The organism is Macrococcus lamae (genome assembly GCF_004359545.1).
Taxonomy (GTDB): Bacteria; Bacillota; Bacilli; order Staphylococcales; family Staphylococcaceae; genus Macrococcus; species Macrococcus lamae.
On the sequence record NZ_SCWB01000013.1, the window covers coordinates 61,984 to 78,771 of the forward strand.

Here is a 16,788-nt window from a genome sequence, read left to right on the forward strand (position 1 = left end):
ATTGTTAACAACTATAAATATTAACAGAAATATCATTGCATATCTAGTTTGTTCTTATTTAAAGCTTAGCACCGTTTGTTTCAATGACATTTTTATACCAGGCGAAGGAATCCTTTTTCATTCGTTTCATCGAGCCATTACCTTCGTTATCACGGTCTACATAAATCATGCCATAACGTTTCTTCATTTCACCAGTTGTGAAAGAAACAACATCTATAATTCCCCACGGTGTATATCCCATCAGATCAACGCCATCTTCAAGCACTGCCGCTTTGACAGCTGCTATATGGCTTCTGAAGTATTCAATACGTGATGCGTCATGAATTTTCTCATCAACAATTTCGTCAACAGCACCGAAGCCATTCTCGACGATGAACAATGGAAGTTGATAACGGTTATAAAGTGTATTCAATGTATATCTCAAGCCATCTGGATCAATCGCCCATCCCCAGTCTGATGCATTAAGGTATGGATTATCCACTCCGTTGTCCAGACCACCATTGATAATACTGTCACTGCCAGTATTCACTGCATCATGCTTGACGACAGTGGACATATAATAACTGAATGCCAGGTAATCAACAGTCCCATTTGCGAGAACGTCTTCATCTCCCTCTTCAATCGGAAGAGAGACGCCTAAGCGCTCCAATTCCTTCAGAGCATAGGCAGGATATTTCCCTCTCACTTGGACATCCGGAAAGAAGAAACGTTCACGGTTAGCGATTTCCGCCGCCATAATATCTTTCGGATGACACGAGAATGGATAAACCGGTACATGAGAGACCATCGCTCCGATCTTAAAGTCAGGATTGATTTTCTTACCAGCTTGAACTGCTCTAGCACTAGCCAGTAGCTGATGATGCGCTGACTGATACATTACAGCACGTGCATCTTCGCCCTCTTCCACTTGAATGCCGGCGTTCGTCCAAAGGAACAACGGATTATTGACATCCATCTGGTTATTGATCTCATTGAATGTCATCCAGTATTCCACTTTATTCTTGTAGCGCTCGAACACAACTTCCGCGAAACGAACAAAGAAATCAACGACTTTACGACTGCGAAATCCACCGTATTCACGTGCTATGTGAAGTGGAATTTCAAAGTGACTAAGAGTAATGACTGGCTTAATCCCATGTTTCAATAATTCATCGAAAACATTATCGTAGAACTGTAACCCTTCTTCATTCGGGACTGTTTCATCACCTTTCGGAAAAATACGTGTCCAACCTATAGACGTACGCAACACCTTTAATCCAAGCTCTGCAAACAATGCGACATCTTCTTTATAATTGGAATAAAAATCAATAGACTCATGGTTCGGGTAAAACTCATCCGTCTCTACTTTGTCGGTAATACGACGAGGCACACCATGAGCACCTGCTGTCAGCACATCAACTACAGAAGGACCTTTGCCACCTTGATTCCAGCCACCTTCAAACTGATGCGCAGCTAATGCGCCGCCCCACATAAAATCTTCTGGTAAATGAGTCATTTGTCTTCCTCCTGCTTACAGTATTATCAATTGCTATTATATACTTACAACTATGATGAGGAGTGCATAATGGATAATGAACAACACTTATAGAACGAGACCGTCTAATTAAAAATCATCCACGCTACAGCTATCAATAAGAGCAATACTACAATCACTATCCCGAGCATCTTACTGCTCATACCACCTGTGAAATCAGCCATTCCTCGTTGCGATTCGTTCAGCGAATCATTGAAGTTACCGATAGCGTTATTTTTAAGTTCTTCCTGTCTCAATTTTTCTCGCTTATATTCCGGGCTGTTAGAATCCATCTCGTTCTCCTCCTAATAATGTTATACTTGATAATAATACCTATCAAATTAAATAGCGAATAACTGATGTACATTTGAGCAACGGTATCATTGATAATCAATCGTGCATATAAAATAAAATGCATCCTTTAAGCTGAACCACACTTCTTCTTTAGAAATGCATTTCATCATTACCAGTTTGAATTTCTTCTAAAACCTCGAAATGCCGTTGATCCATTTCAACGACTTCCACATGGATTTTTCTTAAGTAGTGTTCTGTTTTATTCTTATCACAGGTCAGCACCCACACTGCGTTATCTTTGTCACCGCTGTTGATTTGTTCACGACTTACTTTGATGAAGATAACATTTTCCGAGTCTCGTTCAACTTGATTAAATACTTCGAACTCGGCATGATAGTCATCTTTAAATTCGGCATTCAGCACTTCTACCACATCATTATAATCTCCGGTAAAATTGTAATTATTATACCCTGTTATCGTCATTACGACATCCTCATGCAGCAGCTTCTTAAACAGGGTGACATCCTTGTTCTGACAAGCCATTAATATATCTAGATGAGACATAACGAAATCCTCCCTTCAATATAGTAGGTTAAACAGTTCATTACGTAGAATATTCACCCACTTCAAGATGGAGTTTCCTTATATAGCCTTCAGATTTTGATGTATCACATAGAATAATGATTACGGCATTTATCTTATAATTTGTATGTTTTTCTGCTCTAGTAACATTGAGAAAGACAATTTCTTCATTACGACGGTTTAAACGAGTGATTACTTCAAAATCCCAGTGATTTTCTTTTTCAATCGTTTCACGTATGAGTTCTAATCCTTCATCAACTGTTCCTTTAAATTCTGAACCGTCATAAAAGACTGCCTTTAACTCAACATCTTTGTGAAGCAGCCGTTTAAATTTTTCGTAATCACGATTTTGACAAGCCAACAGTGCATGTAGATAAGTCATGTGATTCCTCCATTTTTACTAGAAACACAGTTAATTTTCTACTATCATATAATTATTACATTTCCCTTATAAGATCACGATAACCAACTGCAATTAAATTTCTTTTATACCTTAAAGCGTTAAATTATTTCATTCAGGTAAATCAATTGTGCAGTTCACAATTTACGAGCCACAATGGTCGTATACTTATGGTACGATAGCATCAACAATCATCAAGGAAAAGTAAGGTGACTTATGGATAGACGTATCAGAAAAACACAGCAGACTATTCAGCAGGCGTTCTTCAAACTGCTGCAGCAGGAATCTTTCAAAGAAGTGACGGTCCAGCAGATCGCTGATAGTACGGATATCAACAGAAGTACGTTCTACGCGCATTATCTTGATAAGTATGATCTGCTTGAGAAGATTGAAGATGCGCTGATAGCAGATATATTTAACTCCATTAATACAGAGACTTATGACGGAACACAGCTGACAGCCAACCTGGTTGAACAGATAGACGAACATATGCCGTGGTTTGAGTTACTGTTCAAGATGGGCCGGGATTCAGAGATACAGGATAAACTCTACACCCTTGTCTATCAGCATCTCGAAACCTTTAAAGATATTGATGATACGATCGGCCATATTCCGTTCAGCTACTTTATGAGCTACGCAGCTGGAGCCGGGCTGTCACTCATCTCACACTGGATCAAAGATGATCACCGCATTCCAAAAGAAGACCTGATTCGCTATTTCAATGAGATCATCATTAACGGACCAGGCAGTATTGTCAGACAGAATATTAAAGAATCATAGCGTCAGTTCTGCAGGCTGATGACTTCAATATGGAACCTTTTGATGAAGTTCTCAATCTTCCCCTTCTCACATGTGACAATCCAGATCGCCACATATTTCTGCTCAGTACTCTTCTGCTCTCTTGATGCTTTGATGAAGACAATCTCATCCTTTCCACGCTCCACACGGTTGATGACGTCAAAGTCCCACGTACAGTCTAACGCAAACGTCGCTGCAATCCGGTCACGAATCTCCTCGAAACCTCCAAGACTGGACGTATCATCATGATCGACGAGCGTCAATTCCACATCCTCATGGAATAACTTCAATAATTCATCCGTATTCTGATTCTGAACAGCCATCATTAAATGTAAATAAGTCATGTGTTTTACCCTCTGCTATTTTGATACTTTCATCATATACCAAGCACCACTGATATTCTACATAAAAAGATAAGGACGTCAGCACTGAAACCCTCCATACGAAACCGCTTCGATATATAGCGTAAACAAGTAGAGGAGGCAGCTGAATGAAACCGATTATCGAAGTGCTGGAAGACATCATCGCAGATCACGAAGAACTGAAAACAGGAACAAAAAAAGAGCTCCATAAAGGAACTCCGAATGTACAATCTATCTTGTGTCACTAATGACTTCTATATGAACTCGCTTTAAGAAACCGGATTCCTTCCCTTTAGTGCAGGTTAAAATCCAGACAGCGTTATATGACCGAGTACCGTTCTTCTCCTTGCTAAAAACATTGATAAACAACAGTTCACTATCCTTACGTTCAATGCGATTCGTGAGATCAAAGTCCCAGTCGTTTTCAATCTCAAATGCCTTTTCAATCCTCGCAATCACATCATTATAACCACCAGTGTAATCCGTGTTATCTGGATTGACGACTGTCAGAATCACATCCTCATCCATGACGTGTCTGAACTCCTCTATGTTTTGGTTCTGAATAGCCATTAATATATGTAAATATGTCATATGAATTCTCTCCTGAGATGTAAGTTAAATACTACTCTTAAGATATTATACTTGAAACCCTACAAGTTTTGTAGGATAAACGGATAAAAGAGCTAGAAGCCGAAGCGAAAGGCGAAATCATTTGATATTAAAAAATTCAACTCTATAATTAAAGTGTAAAGTTAAACCAAGTGCCATTTAAGGAGGTTAAATGATGAGCGTAACTATGCTGATAATATTACTAGCTATTGTCATGTTTGCGATTCTTTTTGGTGGTCAATGGTTTAAGAACGACAAATGATAAAAGCTGTGCTTATAATAACATGGCTATTTTTAATGTTATAATGCAGCTCTCTAAAATTTTAGATCATAAAGAGCTTTTTAAAACTTCAGGATTAAAAGAAAGCAGTTCCTTGGATAAGGAGCTGGTTTTTAAATATCTATCGTTAATTTAAATATTTTAGAATTTTCTCTGAGAGCAACGAGTTCATCCTTCATAAGTTTAATCCATTCTTTATCACCTGAGATAATGTACATATAATCAACACCAAATTTGATAATCACGTCTCTTTTGAAAATAAAAGTAATCTGCGGCAACCGTTTCTTTTGCTGCCAAGCCTTGAAATAATTCATTACTTCTTCAGAAGATAGACCTGTTACGTGCCCATAATATCCATCAAAATGTGGATTAGGTATCGAAACCTCTCTCCAGTTATTGATTGACATCAGTCGGTTCAGACCATATGGACTCGTCCTGCTATGTATACGAGGTTCCATCATCAACATGATTTCCCAGCTATCTTTGTTTGTTGACGATAGAATATGGGCAAATTGATTTTGAGTAAGGTTGAAACTAATTCGATATTTTGAAGGCGGGATTACACCACTTAACAAAGATTTAATAGGAATTTGATATTTAGCTATCATAGGTGCTCCTTCTAAACATACAATCCAAATATTTCATCAATATAATTCTTGTTCACAAACAGACACTTCTTAGTGATTTCATTGCCATTCGGTAGTTCTACAAACTTCGACTGTCCGGTATACTTCGTACGTATCTGCAGAGGATAATGGGCACTCTTTGATGTCAGTGTGACATCTGTATAGTTTCCGTTATAATCTTTTGTCTGTTTGGCATGAGGAAGATTTTTCTTAGTCCGTTCGAATAAATCCCTAAGTTTCGCCATAAACTTATCATCAAACGAATGAAAGATGTAGTCTGTGAAGATTAATTCACCGCTATCATCTTCCTTGAATAAGCAGAGAATGTAAATTGTCTCAGTAAACATGGTGTACCATTCGCTATCTTCAAATTCATTATGGTCAATATCGAAGAAATCAATGTTTCTGAACGACATGTCCTGATCTGTTTTTTTATGTGAGCCTTTGATAACTTTGTTATATCTGACTACTGTCTTCATCTCAAAGCCATTCGCTATGAACTCATCTGTAGAATTGATATTGCCATTCTTTGCACCTAATAATTTAGACAGTATTTTAGGAATCTGAGATTTATCGTTATTTCCAGGAATCGTATGCTTGTAAGTATCAATCATACTTTTAAGTTCATCCAAAGTATGTCCTTTGAATTCATCCAGACTTTGGATGACAAATTTCTTAAAGTTTTCTTTAGGGTCAATAATATGTATATTCTTATCCACTAATCTTCTATAGTATGTCGTCATGAAGTTTGACTTATAGCTGTACGCACGGGATTTCGCTTTAATATGACTGGCATGCTGGACTTTTAAGTCTTTGTCTTTACCTCCGCCTTTACGGGCAGGTGCCAATATGTCATAGCCCTTTTCAGTGAGAAGATGAGCCTCTCCTTTATCAATGATTGTATGAATTTTAGTATAATCCATTGAAGCGATATTGAAATCTTTATCATTCAATCTGAAATGACTGACTTTCAATATCTTGAATTCCATAGGATCAACATTCTCTTCATGAAGATAGAAGATAATCAGCATGGACTCAGTCTTCTTATAGACCATGCTGTCTCGGAAAGACAGCTGATTACGCTTCATGAAGTCAATCATCGATAAGACCAGCCGCTCTTTGGCGACAAATCCTTTAGTATTCTTCTTGATCGGATGAACCTTCAGTTCAATATTATGGTGATGAAAATCGGCTTCCTGCCGACTGTTCGCTGCGATACCGAAATAATCTGCCTGAATCGCATTACCGATACCGCCCTTGTTCTTCTTATTGTTCAGACTATCAGCATGAATAATATCTTTAAGTGATATACCTTCTAATTCCTTAGCACGGGTAAATATATCCTCTTCAGTCCATGTTTCATCATATTGATAATTCAAGTCTCCACCTCAAATTCAGCCAAACATATTTGTTAAGTGGAATTATAACAGATATTGACACTTCAAAGAATAGTTATTCATCCCAATCACAATACAAAGACATCTCCCTTAGCCTCATATCTTCACTTTCATCGACAATCATCTCAACCAGCTCTTCCAGAGTTTCTTCTGCTATTTCTTTATCCAGTCCACATTCCCAGAGAACAATCACCTTGTATCCCATATTTGTCAGCTCTTCAATGTTCTTTTCATCCCGCGCAACATTCCTGTTGAACTTCGCTTGCCAGAATTCCTGATTGGATTTCGGCATAACGAATTTCCCACAGTTATGGACATGCCAGAAGCAGCCATTCACAAAGATAGCAGTTTTATATTTCGGTAGATAAATATCAGGAGAGCCAGGTAGCTTTCTGTAGTTCTTTCTATATCCGAAACCATGATGATATAGATACTTTCTCACCGCTTCTTCTGGCTTGCTATTCTTGCCCTTGATACGGGACATATTATAACTTCTATCTGAAGGATATTCACTTTTCTTCATGAAATTCACCTCTTCTATCACAAAGTTATTGAAATACGAACGATCGTTCGGTATATTTATATTATAATTTATCTAGATAATTTATCAAATATCTTTGGATTTATGATAATATTAATAGGTTAAATATAAAGGAGGTTCCCTATGAAAAAGCTTAAAGTTGCAGAAATGTTCGCCGGGGTCGGAGGTTTCCGTATCGGCTTGGAGAACACAGAAAATCATATGTTCGAAATTATTTGGGCCAATCAATGGGAACCTTCTCGCCTCGTCCAGCATGCTTATGATTGCTATACCCATAATTTCTCAACAGGTATACACAGCAATGAGGATATCACTAAGGTAACCAATTATGAGATGGCAAACACAAATGTCGATATCATCGTCGGCGGATTCCCATGCCAAGACTACTCAGTTGCACGGTCACTCAGCGGTGAACTTGGTATCCAAGGGAAGAAAGGCGTGCTCTTCTGGGAGATTGCACGATACATCCAACATGTGGCTCCTAAGTACATTCTACTTGAGAATGTCGATCGTCTCCTCAAGTCCCCTGCTTCACAACGTGGACGAGACTTCGCAGTTATGCTGTCAACGCTTAATGAGCTAGGCTACGACATTGAATGGCGCGTGATTAATGCAGCTGACTATGGCAATGCACAGAAACGCCGACGTATATTCATCTTCGGTTATAGAAGAGAGAATCAATACGCGAAATCTATCTTCAAGAAATCTGCTGAAAACATTGTCTTTAAAGACGGCTTCTTCGCAAAAGCGTTTCCTATTACGAATGAAATCTATAAGAACCGTATAAGTACGGTCAAATTATCAGAAGACATCGTTGATATCTCAGATAATTTCTCATATACCTTTCATCCATCAGGGTTTATGCGGAACGGTGAGATCTATACAGCACATACAGTGCCACGTTATGAAACACCTGTTACTTTGGGAGAAATACTTGAAGATGAAGTTGATGATCAGTACTATCTATCTGAGGAAAAAGTCGAGAAGTTCAAATATTTAAGGGGTCCGAAAAAAATAGAACGTACGACAAAAGATGGTCACAAGTATACGTTCAGTGAAGGTGGAATGTCAGAAACAGATGCACTCGACTCTCCTGCCCGTACAATGCTGACCAGTGAGTCGAGTATCAATAGAAGTACGCATCTCATCAAAGATGAGAAAGGTTATAGAACGTTGACGCCAGTAGAAGCAGAACGTCTGAACGGGTTCCCTGATAACTGGACAGATACAATGCCAGATAAAATGCGTTTCTTCTGTATGGGGAATGCATTGGTGGTTCCATTGATTACTCGTATGGGTAATGAAATCGAGAATATAGAAATGCAATATACAGATGAATCGACACAGTTAAAACTTTTCTAGCCTACTCTAATTAGAGTAGGCTAGAATCATTTTATATATAACACCATTTAAAGTTTTAAATTAAAACTTTCTTTCACTCATAATTATACTCTTGGCTTCCTCGAACTCAGTATCTGTAAATTCAGGTCTTAATATATCACTATCTATTGCATTTCTCATTCTTTCTTCTTTCAATTTCAAACTTTCATATATTTTTTCATCTATAAAATTATAATAATCTTGAGTAGAATCTGTCATTAGAACATAGTAATTTGTTTTATCATTCTCATTTAAACCCAGACGATGTATTCTATCTCTAGATTGCAGTATAAAAGTAAGATTAAAATTATATTCAAAGTAAATTGCATCATGTACAGCCTTATGAAGTGAAACTGACTCTCCTAGAGTATTAGGATTTGATATAAGAACTTGTATTTTGTTATTATCTTCTTTATATGTTTCAATTATCTCTTCTCGCTCGTCGTTCGGTGTTGCTCCATATATAATTTCGGTACTTATTCCAATATTAATTAACTCATTTTTGATTTTGTGGATAGTATCAACAAAAAGCGCCCAGACTAATACTTTTTTATTTTCAGCAATAAGTTCCTTTATCAACTCTATTCCTCTGTTAAATTTCGGACTATTTACCTTGCTTAAATCCCAATTAGCAATATTTTTAACAGCTGAGTTATGAATTGCATTTTTCAAATTATTTTTCATTTGCTCAGTTAAAATTGCTTCATCTTCTTCATTTAGATAGTCCTCATCGCTTAATCCAAAATCTTTTAACTGTATGCTTTTAGCGATTAACTCTGGGTTCGTAGATAACTGAATGAGTCTAATCAATGTGGCTAAAGAGTTATGTCCAGATAGATAAATACTTTCTGCCAACTGCAGTTGCTCAATTGAGGGAGATACTTTTATAATTTTATCATCTTCCGCTTTCGGAACATTAAGTTGATCTTTATTTATTCTCCAAAAATAAGGACTTAACTTTTCATTAATCATTAACTCATCTTGTGCGTTAGGATTCTTTAAGAAATTTGTTTGATATCCAAAGTGTTTATCATATTCGTCATAGTACATTATATGTAAAAAGTTATAAATATCTTGATAACTGTTTGGTATCGGAGTCCCAGTGAGTACATACTTATAATCTGCAAAACGGGATATTTCAAGTGAATATTCTGCACGAGAGGAAGAAAGTCCCTTTACTCTATGCACCTCGTCAAATATCAGCATAGTGTTTGCATCAAATCTTAAACATTTTATGATAGATTCTCTATATCTTTTTAAAGATTCATAGTTTACAAGAATTAAATTGGCCTGGAACCATTCAATCTCAAAATCTAATAGATTTTCTCTTATCTTTTCATCCTGTACATTTAGTAAATAGAGTGATTTCTTTGAACCAAAGACGAGTTTAAACTCATCTTTCCAAGATTTAAATGCATTCTTCGGACATATCACGAGCATTCTTTTCATAGGATTTTTCATATGTTTACTATTTAAATATGCAAAAACTCCTAGAATCATTGCAGTCTTTCCTGCTCCAGGGACAGAAAAATTTGCTGCTCTTTTTTGAGTCATCATATAAAATGCTGATTCTAACTGTCTTTTAAGTAACGGCCTATCTATTGCTTCATTTACTACATTTGAAAAGGTTATAAAATCTTGTGTCCATCTTTCATCTTTATTCTTTAAAGTTAAACCAGTTTTTCTATATTCTTCAATTGAATATTTATTTTGATTAATAAAATTTATTACTTCAGGGCTAACTATAAATTTAAATTCTTTTTTTTTAGATTGCTTCTTCGCGATATCAATAATTCGTTCCAATTTTAAATAGTCGATGTTTAATGATAAATATGGAAAAGGTCTTTCTTCATCAGTGTAAGCGGAAAACTTCGAGACAAATGAAGATTTATTTGTTTTAGTACCATCAGTAAAATCTTTAAAAAGGAATTGGTTATCTTCCATACTTAATACCAACGCATTATTAAAATCAGTCATTTGAATAATTTGTCCTTTATTGTACTTTTTTATAATTTCGTAGGTTAAGTCGGTAATATCTATAACTGTTGTTCCTTGAAATCTATTTCCCCAAAGTAAATCAAACTTTCTAATTCTTTCATTTACTCTTTTTTGAACATTGGCGCTTGTATCCCAGCTATAATCTACATCAAAAGATTCATAATTCTTATTTATAGCACTTGCGGTTTCATTATTTGAGCCATTAAAGTATATGTAGTCATCGTTCTTGTCCTTAAATAGACCCCATTTTGAGTGAAAAAGACCATTATCAACAAACCCTAATTTAACATCGGCTTTACCAATAGAAATTAAATAAGCTAAGTTGCCTAATTTTCTTAAATCTTCTTCATCAAGAATTTCATCCTTTGTTCTTTCTTCGTAACCCTTTATGATTTCTTGATAATCATCTTCTGAAATATCTTCTGAGATTATCAGTTGCATATAGCCGCCATTTTCAGCAAATTTGTCTAAACCAGTCGCATATATAGATAAACTTTTTGATGAGAAATAGCAACTAACTCTTTTATATACTATTGCTTCTGACAGAACAGGTATATAAAAGTCATTGGTAATATCGTTTATAGTGGAATCATATGTGCAGCTTAGAATATTTTCTAGGTTTCTAAGCATGTTCTATTCCTTATTATTTATATTTTCAATAAAGGTAATAATTTCTTGTAAAATCTTATAAAATTCTTCGCCTTCTTTACCACTTATTTCATTAATAGTAGATTGATCCATACTATTTAAGTTATTTAGTGCTTTCCTTGCTAGTAGAACCGGTTTATTAAAATCCTTCTCATTTTTAACTGACTCTACAACAACATTAGATACTTTTTTAATGTTATTAATAGCATCAGCTAGCTCTTCTTCTTCCACAAAAGCATTTACTAATTCTAATTTATTTTTAATTACTTCTTTTTCTGATAATTTATCCTGGATAATATCAGTATGTTCTTCCATCTCTTCTAAAAATTCTTCTTCTTTTTTGCTTCCTATTACTTCTTTTACTATTTGTCTAAATTCACCTTTAAAATCTTCTCTAGACATTTTTAACTGTATCAATTTAGAGAAAAGAGCATTCAAAATTAATTCTTCATTTTCTTGCCCTTTTATTTTTTTGTATTGAGGGATAATATCTTGCATTGGACCATCAAGGTCAAATTGCTTTGCTAAAGAATAATTATCAGATTCTGCATTAGAAAACTTTAAAAATTTTAGAATTAATTCTGCTTCTAAAATCCTTTTATTAACCTCATTAGTTTTTAGATTAGCAAAGGTTGCATAATCTTTTACTGTCATTATTTTTTCTTTCACAATAGTTTTATATGCATCAATTGCTCGGTCAACAGGATCATAGTCGACTTTTTCAACTCTACCAAACTGTATTTGGAGCTCTAAAGATTTGATTAATCTATGATCTTGATGATTTTCCAATGATAATTCATCTAGAATAACTGCTTCAAAATACTGGTCAACAGTAACTTCACTATCTTGTTGTAATAACCTTTTCGCTGTAAACCTTCTGTTTCCATCAATAACTCTTCCATCGTTCAGCACATACCCAACTTCTTGCTGTCCTTTAGTAAGTATATCTTGTTTGAGAATCTTCATTTCTTTATTAATTTTAGAGTTACTGTCATTGCATAACATTTCTTGAATAATCATATTGTACTCTTCGTTATGACCAGGTGTAACTTTTCCGTTTTGGCTCTCATATTCTGATAAAGCAACTCCTATCCTTCCGTTTTGATCATTATAATAAAGATATTCAAGTGGTATCATATAAGTATTGCCTGAATATTTTTGTCCATTGGGCCTATTAATTGGAACGTTTATGACATGTGACCCTTTTTTAACAATTCCTTTTTCTAATAAATTCAATAAATTAACTGTTTCCATAATTATCTCCTATTCTATTATAGATTTAATATAGCTTTTATTTAGCCAAAATCTTTGCTTAACTATTTCTTGACCAGTAGATAGTATTTCCTTGTCATCACCATTTTTTCCTCCTGGTCTAAGATGACCCAAATAATTAAAATTATTTCCAGGAAGATTATTTCTAATAATAGTTTTTCCATTAGATTGCCGAATTTTAATCAATTTCAATCTATCTTCATCAATAATTGATGATACTTCATTCCATACTTCTTTTAATCCAAAATTAATATCAAAATTATTCATTTTCCATAATTTGTATCCCTTTAAGACAATATCATCTCTATTTTTTCCATGTGAATATTGTTGAAAAATGATAAATACAAATGAAGTTTCAGAAAAATATTTATAGATATGTGTTTGTTTCCACTCAACTTTTGACGTCCATTCATTAAATTTGATTGGCATAAAAGACATAGATTCACAACGCTCCTCAACGTTATTCAACCTTATAGTTTTAAAATTATTCTTTTTCTTTGTCCATTATCGTTAATATTTATATTGTTTGAATTCAAACCAATCATGATTTTTGAAAGTGTAACTAAAGAATTTTTATTTTTATCAATCTCTATTCCTAATGTATTTTTAATTTCTTTAATACTTTTATTAAGAAATGGTTTAAGTCTATCATCTAGTTTGTTATAGAGTTCATTTTCATTAATCACAAATAAACACATCCTTGGACTAAGTAAACTGTTATAATCAAGAATTCATATAATTTATCGCAAATAATACATTTAAAATTTATTAAATATTTCAATTAACAACTTAAATTATATTAATATTTATTTTACTATAATATGATTTAGAATATATTGTAATAGTTAAATAAAGAGTCAAGTTTTACATTTATGTTTTTTGTGAAATACATTTCCTTCCTACTAGAATGCAGATATTCTATCATCTCACCTTTTTCTTTGCTTTTAGCTAAATGAATTTTCCGATGACACGTTGGACATAAACAAGATATGTTTTCTGAAATATCTAAAGAACTTTCATACAATTCTTGTACAGCCATAGGAATAACGTGATGAGCTTCTACGTAAGGCTTATTGTTAGAAGCAGCAATAAAAGTTTCATGTTTTGGATTAATTTCGCATTTCCATTCAAACTTTTCTTTAGCCAATATCACTTCTTTGATACTTCTCTGATAAATTAGTCTGCCGTTCAATAAAATTTTCTTTCTTCTTTCCTTAATCTTGTCATTATCCTCTTCACTATTCAATACATCATTTTCATTGTCTTCTTTAATTAAATCTTGCTCAGAAGCATTATTAATCATCATATCGTAAGACATCTCTTCCCTCATTCTTTGATCTGAAAGGAAGGCAATGTAACATTTAAGCGTTGCACTAGGATAATAATGTTCATTTTTGTTATAAGACTTGAAGGTGTCATTATCTACCATTGCTCTAATCAGTTGATATGTCTCTAAACTATTCGGTTCAGAAATTTTGATATTTGAGTTCTTTTCAAATAGTACGAATATGAATGCTAAGTAGTTTCTATAAGATCCTGCTTTATTAGAAGTCTTTTTTACAAGCCCTGCTTTCTCTGATAAGTCGTTAGCAAAATTATAAAATTCATCAAAGAAAGCTTGAAACCTTTCTTTCATCTGTATGACTTCATTATCTCGCGAATATAACTTATAAAACAATTTCTAACCCCCTCATAAAATATAGTCTAGATATTCTTAACCCTGGTTACACATTTATACATTAAATAATTGCCAGTCGGAACATACGTTTGTATAATGGAATTAGATTAATCTATGTATTTAAGCAAAAGTTAGTTACTATCTATGTATAATTCTTTAATATGTGGATTATGATTTAATATTTCATCAACTTTCTTTTTCATAGGTAAAGATTTGCTTATTTCGCTTAAAGGGTTATCAAACTTTATTTCCGCAATGAGTTCTTCATCTTTATAGGACCATTCTACTCTTACTGCTAATGGTCTATTACCATCTGTCTTGTTTTTCCCAATATTATAGCTGTTAGAAGTAAAAATTAAATAATGATCTTTGATTATATAATTATCTAAATATGTCATATTATTAAGAACATCTTCAATCGTTAAAATTTCATCCAAATCAGCAACTAATATATAATTAGCGACTCCCGATTCTTTTATGATTCTCGAATCAATAACTGAATCTTTCTTCTCCTGGGTTTGATTTATACCTTTATATATGTATTCAATTATAGTTTGCTTAGGAAGCTCCAATTTTTTGCTTAATGTTCTAGCTTTACTGGCTATTTCCAACTTCCATCCTAATATAATATGTCCATATCTTAGTCTTCCTCTTCCTTGAGGATTATTTAATGTTATATTTTTAAAATTATTTTCTAAACTTTTTGCATGGGTTTCAATAATACTTTCCCATTGAGGACCAAAAATTTCTTTAGCTCTTCCAGCTGAAATTTTATTTTCTTGAAATTCATTTGATGATCTAATTTTACAAGAAATTTTCAATTCTTTCTGTAAGCCACTGTTTGTATCTTCGAGTAGAATATAGCAATCGGTTTTGCATTCTCCCCCTCCTCTATATGGTCGTGGTTTTCCAGATTTTATTACTTTATATTCAATATTTTGATATGAAAAGATTGTATTTAAAGAAAACAAACTAAGTACTCTTGTTTCAAAAACACTATAATTTTTTGACATATAATTCTCCTCTTTTAAAACTGGCCATTTTTTTAACTTAATGATACAATAAATTCACAGTCTTAATATATATTTTATGGAATGGAATGAGTTTAATGAATAAAGAAGATAAGCCTATACAAGATATCTTACGAGAAAAAATATTAGAAGAATATAACGATATAGCAGAAACAAATCAGGACTTAGAAATACTCAATAATATTAGTTACAGGAAAGATAAAATTAATGTAATTTCTTTATTTTCTGGATGTGGCGGAATGGATCTAGGTTTACTTTTATCTGGAATTAAAGAATTAGATCACCTCGAATTCGACCACCCTATATTCAAAGAAAAGTCTATATTTGATAGTATAATCAATACTTCAATTTATAATATTAATTATTCAAATGATATGTTTAAAGAAGCTAATGAAAGCTATATTAAGAATATGCCTGCAACTTTTGTTAAAGATTCAAGAGATATTAGAAGTATTAAATATTTCCCAAAAAGTGATTTAATTATCGGTGGTTTTCCATGTCCTGGTTTCAGTGAGGCGGGTCCTCGATTAATTGATGATGAACGAAACTTCTTATATATTCATTTTATTAGATGTATTACACAATCTAAACCAGCAATTTTTGTTGCAGAAAATGTGAAAGGTATGCTCTCATTAGGTCAAGGTGAAGTGATAAAGCAAATAACTCAAGATTTTGCCGCTGCTGGATATAGAGTGGATTATAAATTATTAAATGCTCGGGACTACGGAGTTCCACAATATAGACAACGTGTTTTTATAGTTGGTATTAGAAACGATATAAAATTTAAATATGCCTATCCTAATCCTACACATGGAGAAAATGATGCGTTAATGAATAGAGTTACATTAAAGGACGCAATATACGATTTAAATCCTGAACCCGGTCCATATTTTGAGGGCAGTTTTTCTTCAATTTATATGTCACGAAATAGAAAAAAAGAGTGGGAAGATCAAAGCTTTACAATTCAAGCTTCAGGACGACAAGCTCCTCTTCATCCATCTGGAGATAAGATGGTGAAATTAGGTCCGGATAAGTGGAGTTTACCTGGTGACCTTGATAATCATCGTAGATTGTCAGTAAAAGAAATAAAAAGAATACAGACTTTCCCAGACTGGTATTATATAAGTCCTGGTAATAATAATGTGAATCTGAATTCACAGCTAAATAGACAGTATACGCAGATAGGGAACGCAGTACCTGTAATACTTGCCAAAAAAGTTTTCATGCCTATAACTGAATTTTTTACAGAATCGGGATTGTAAAATAAACTGTGTAAGTAGAGGGCGTACGACTCTGCTACGCAGTTTATTTTTTTAGTGATAAAATCGAATTAACTTTTTAAGGAGGTCTATAGATGGCTAAGAAAAGACGTGATCCAA

The 16,788-nt window shown here is 33.8% G+C and carries 18 protein-coding genes; 3 read left to right on the forward strand and 15 right to left on the reverse strand.

Annotated features, from left to right (window positions below; translation table 11 throughout):
* Positions 1-58: 58 nt before the first annotated feature.
* From ERX29_RS08135 to ERX29_RS08150, 4 genes are all read right to left on the reverse strand, one after another.
* The gene (locus tag ERX29_RS08135) at positions 59-1,495 is read right to left on the reverse strand and encodes a 6-phospho-beta-glucosidase (protein ID WP_133444218.1); all 1,437 of its coding nucleotides are present in this window, start codon (positions 1,493-1,495) and stop codon (positions 59-61) included.
* Between the two features lie 104 nt (positions 1,496-1,599).
* The gene (locus ERX29_RS08140; protein ID WP_133444219.1) at positions 1,600-1,806 is read right to left on the reverse strand and encodes a DUF6366 family protein; all 207 of its coding nucleotides are present in this window, start codon (positions 1,804-1,806) and stop codon (positions 1,600-1,602) included.
* Positions 1,807-1,957: 151 nt separating this feature from the next.
* A complete protein-coding gene (locus ERX29_RS08145) occupies positions 1,958-2,371 on the reverse strand; it encodes a hypothetical protein (RefSeq protein ID WP_133444220.1) in 414 nt (137 codons plus the stop codon).
* 40 nt (positions 2,372-2,411) lie between these two features.
* Positions 2,412-2,771: a hypothetical protein gene (locus ERX29_RS08150; RefSeq protein WP_133444221.1), complete on the reverse strand. Its 360-nt coding sequence runs from the start codon at positions 2,769-2,771 to the stop codon at positions 2,412-2,414.
* A gap of 234 nt (positions 2,772-3,005) precedes the next feature.
* Between ERX29_RS08150 and ERX29_RS08155 the strand changes: the two genes are divergently transcribed.
* Positions 3,006-3,569 carry a TetR/AcrR family transcriptional regulator gene (locus ERX29_RS08155; protein ID WP_133444222.1) on the forward strand — a complete coding sequence of 188 codons (564 nt, stop codon included), beginning with the start codon at positions 3,006-3,008 and terminating at the stop codon, positions 3,567-3,569.
* A gap of 2 nt (positions 3,570-3,571) precedes the next feature.
* On the opposite strand, the gene ERX29_RS08160 is transcribed toward ERX29_RS08155, so the two are convergent.
* The 5 genes from ERX29_RS08160 to ERX29_RS08180 form a co-directional block, all read right to left on the reverse strand.
* On the reverse strand, positions 3,572-3,931 hold the full coding sequence (locus tag ERX29_RS08160; RefSeq protein WP_133444223.1) for a nuclear transport factor 2 family protein: 360 nt from the start codon (positions 3,929-3,931) through the stop codon (positions 3,572-3,574).
* Between the two features lie 249 nt (positions 3,932-4,180).
* Positions 4,181-4,540, reverse strand: a complete 360-nt coding sequence (locus ERX29_RS08165) for a hypothetical protein (protein WP_133444224.1) — start codon at positions 4,538-4,540, stop codon at positions 4,181-4,183.
* Positions 4,541-4,951: 411 nt separating this feature from the next.
* Positions 4,952-5,446: a hypothetical protein gene (locus tag ERX29_RS08170; protein WP_133444225.1), complete on the reverse strand. Its 495-nt coding sequence runs from the start codon at positions 5,444-5,446 to the stop codon at positions 4,952-4,954.
* Between the two features lie 11 nt (positions 5,447-5,457).
* A complete protein-coding gene (locus ERX29_RS08175; RefSeq protein ID WP_133444226.1) occupies positions 5,458-6,843 on the reverse strand; it encodes a Sau3AI family type II restriction endonuclease in 1,386 nt (461 codons plus the stop codon).
* A 73-nt stretch (positions 6,844-6,916) separates the two neighbouring features.
* Positions 6,917-7,384, reverse strand: a complete 468-nt coding sequence (locus ERX29_RS08180; protein ID WP_133444227.1) for a very short patch repair endonuclease — start codon at positions 7,382-7,384, stop codon at positions 6,917-6,919.
* A gap of 141 nt (positions 7,385-7,525) precedes the next feature.
* Between ERX29_RS08180 and dcm the strand changes: the two genes are divergently transcribed.
* Complete coding sequence (gene dcm / locus ERX29_RS08185) at positions 7,526-8,764, forward strand: DNA (cytosine-5-)-methyltransferase (RefSeq protein ID WP_133444228.1); 1,239 nt, start codon at positions 7,526-7,528, stop codon at positions 8,762-8,764.
* A 60-nt stretch (positions 8,765-8,824) separates the two neighbouring features.
* Here the strand turns inward: dcm and ERX29_RS08190 are convergent, their stop codons facing one another.
* The 6 genes from ERX29_RS08190 to ERX29_RS08215 all read right to left on the reverse strand — a co-directional run bounded on the left by ERX29_RS08190 (position 8,825) and on the right by ERX29_RS08215 (position 15,391).
* Positions 8,825-11,410: an SNF2-related protein gene (locus ERX29_RS08190; RefSeq protein WP_133444229.1), complete on the reverse strand. Its 2,586-nt coding sequence runs from the start codon at positions 11,408-11,410 to the stop codon at positions 8,825-8,827.
* Positions 11,411-11,413: 3 nt separating this feature from the next.
* Positions 11,414-12,682 (reverse strand): RNA polymerase subunit sigma-70, encoded by a 1,269-nt coding sequence (locus tag ERX29_RS08195; protein WP_133444230.1) that lies wholly within the window; start codon positions 12,680-12,682, stop codon positions 11,414-11,416.
* Between the two features lie 9 nt (positions 12,683-12,691).
* Positions 12,692-13,129 (reverse strand): PDDEXK family nuclease, encoded by a 438-nt coding sequence (locus ERX29_RS08200; protein WP_133444231.1) that lies wholly within the window; start codon positions 13,127-13,129, stop codon positions 12,692-12,694.
* Positions 13,130-13,170: 41 nt separating this feature from the next.
* Complete coding sequence (locus ERX29_RS08205) at positions 13,171-13,386, reverse strand: hypothetical protein (protein WP_133444232.1); 216 nt, start codon at positions 13,384-13,386, stop codon at positions 13,171-13,173.
* 140 nt (positions 13,387-13,526) lie between these two features.
* A complete protein-coding gene (locus tag ERX29_RS08210; protein WP_133444233.1) occupies positions 13,527-14,336 on the reverse strand; it encodes an HNH endonuclease in 810 nt (269 codons plus the stop codon).
* A 173-nt stretch (positions 14,337-14,509) separates the two neighbouring features.
* Entirely contained in the window at positions 14,510-15,391 is an 882-nt protein-coding gene (locus tag ERX29_RS08215; RefSeq protein WP_133444234.1) for a hypothetical protein, read from the reverse strand.
* A 95-nt stretch (positions 15,392-15,486) separates the two neighbouring features.
* On the opposite strand from ERX29_RS08215, the gene ERX29_RS08220 reads away from it, so the two are divergent.
* Complete coding sequence (locus ERX29_RS08220; RefSeq protein ID WP_243720012.1) at positions 15,487-16,671, forward strand: DNA cytosine methyltransferase; 1,185 nt, start codon at positions 15,487-15,489, stop codon at positions 16,669-16,671.
* Positions 16,672-16,788: the final 117 nt, after the last annotated feature.

Coding starts and splice junctions, on each gene's coding strand:
- ERX29_RS08170 (WP_133444225.1), bottom strand. CDS start 5,446: ATGATAGCTAAATATCAAATTCCTATTAAATCTTTGTTAAGTGGTGTA.
- ERX29_RS08200 (WP_133444231.1), bottom strand. CDS start 13,129: ATGCCAATCAAATTTAATGAATGGACGTCAAAAGTTGAGTGGAAACAA.
- ERX29_RS08165 (WP_133444224.1), bottom strand. CDS start 4,540: ATGACATATTTACATATATTAATGGCTATTCAGAACCAAAACATAGAG.
- ERX29_RS08220 (WP_243720012.1), top strand. CDS start 15,487: ATGAATAAAGAAGATAAGCCTATACAAGATATCTTACGAGAAAAAATA.
- dcm (WP_133444228.1), top strand. CDS start 7,526: ATGAAAAAGCTTAAAGTTGCAGAAATGTTCGCCGGGGTCGGAGGTTTC.
- ERX29_RS08135 (WP_133444218.1), bottom strand. CDS start 1,495: ATGACTCATTTACCAGAAGATTTTATGTGGGGCGGCGCATTAGCTGCG.
- ERX29_RS08215 (WP_133444234.1), bottom strand. CDS start 15,391: ATGTCAAAAAATTATAGTGTTTTTGAAACAAGAGTACTTAGTTTGTTT.
- ERX29_RS08190 (WP_133444229.1), bottom strand. CDS start 11,410: ATGCTTAGAAACCTAGAAAATATTCTAAGCTGCACATATGATTCCACT.
- ERX29_RS08150 (WP_133444221.1), bottom strand. CDS start 2,771: ATGACTTATCTACATGCACTGTTGGCTTGTCAAAATCGTGATTACGAA.
- ERX29_RS08155 (WP_133444222.1), top strand. CDS start 3,006: ATGGATAGACGTATCAGAAAAACACAGCAGACTATTCAGCAGGCGTTC.
- ERX29_RS08145 (WP_133444220.1), bottom strand. CDS start 2,371: ATGTCTCATCTAGATATATTAATGGCTTGTCAGAACAAGGATGTCACC.
- ERX29_RS08195 (WP_133444230.1), bottom strand. CDS start 12,682: ATGGAAACAGTTAATTTATTGAATTTATTAGAAAAAGGAATTGTTAAA.
- ERX29_RS08210 (WP_133444233.1), bottom strand. CDS start 14,336: ATGAAAGAAAGGTTTCAAGCTTTCTTTGATGAATTTTATAATTTTGCT.
- ERX29_RS08160 (WP_133444223.1), bottom strand. CDS start 3,931: ATGACTTATTTACATTTAATGATGGCTGTTCAGAATCAGAATACGGAT.
- ERX29_RS08140 (WP_133444219.1), bottom strand. CDS start 1,806: ATGGATTCTAACAGCCCGGAATATAAGCGAGAAAAATTGAGACAGGAA.
- ERX29_RS08180 (WP_133444227.1), bottom strand. CDS start 7,384: ATGAAGAAAAGTGAATATCCTTCAGATAGAAGTTATAATATGTCCCGT.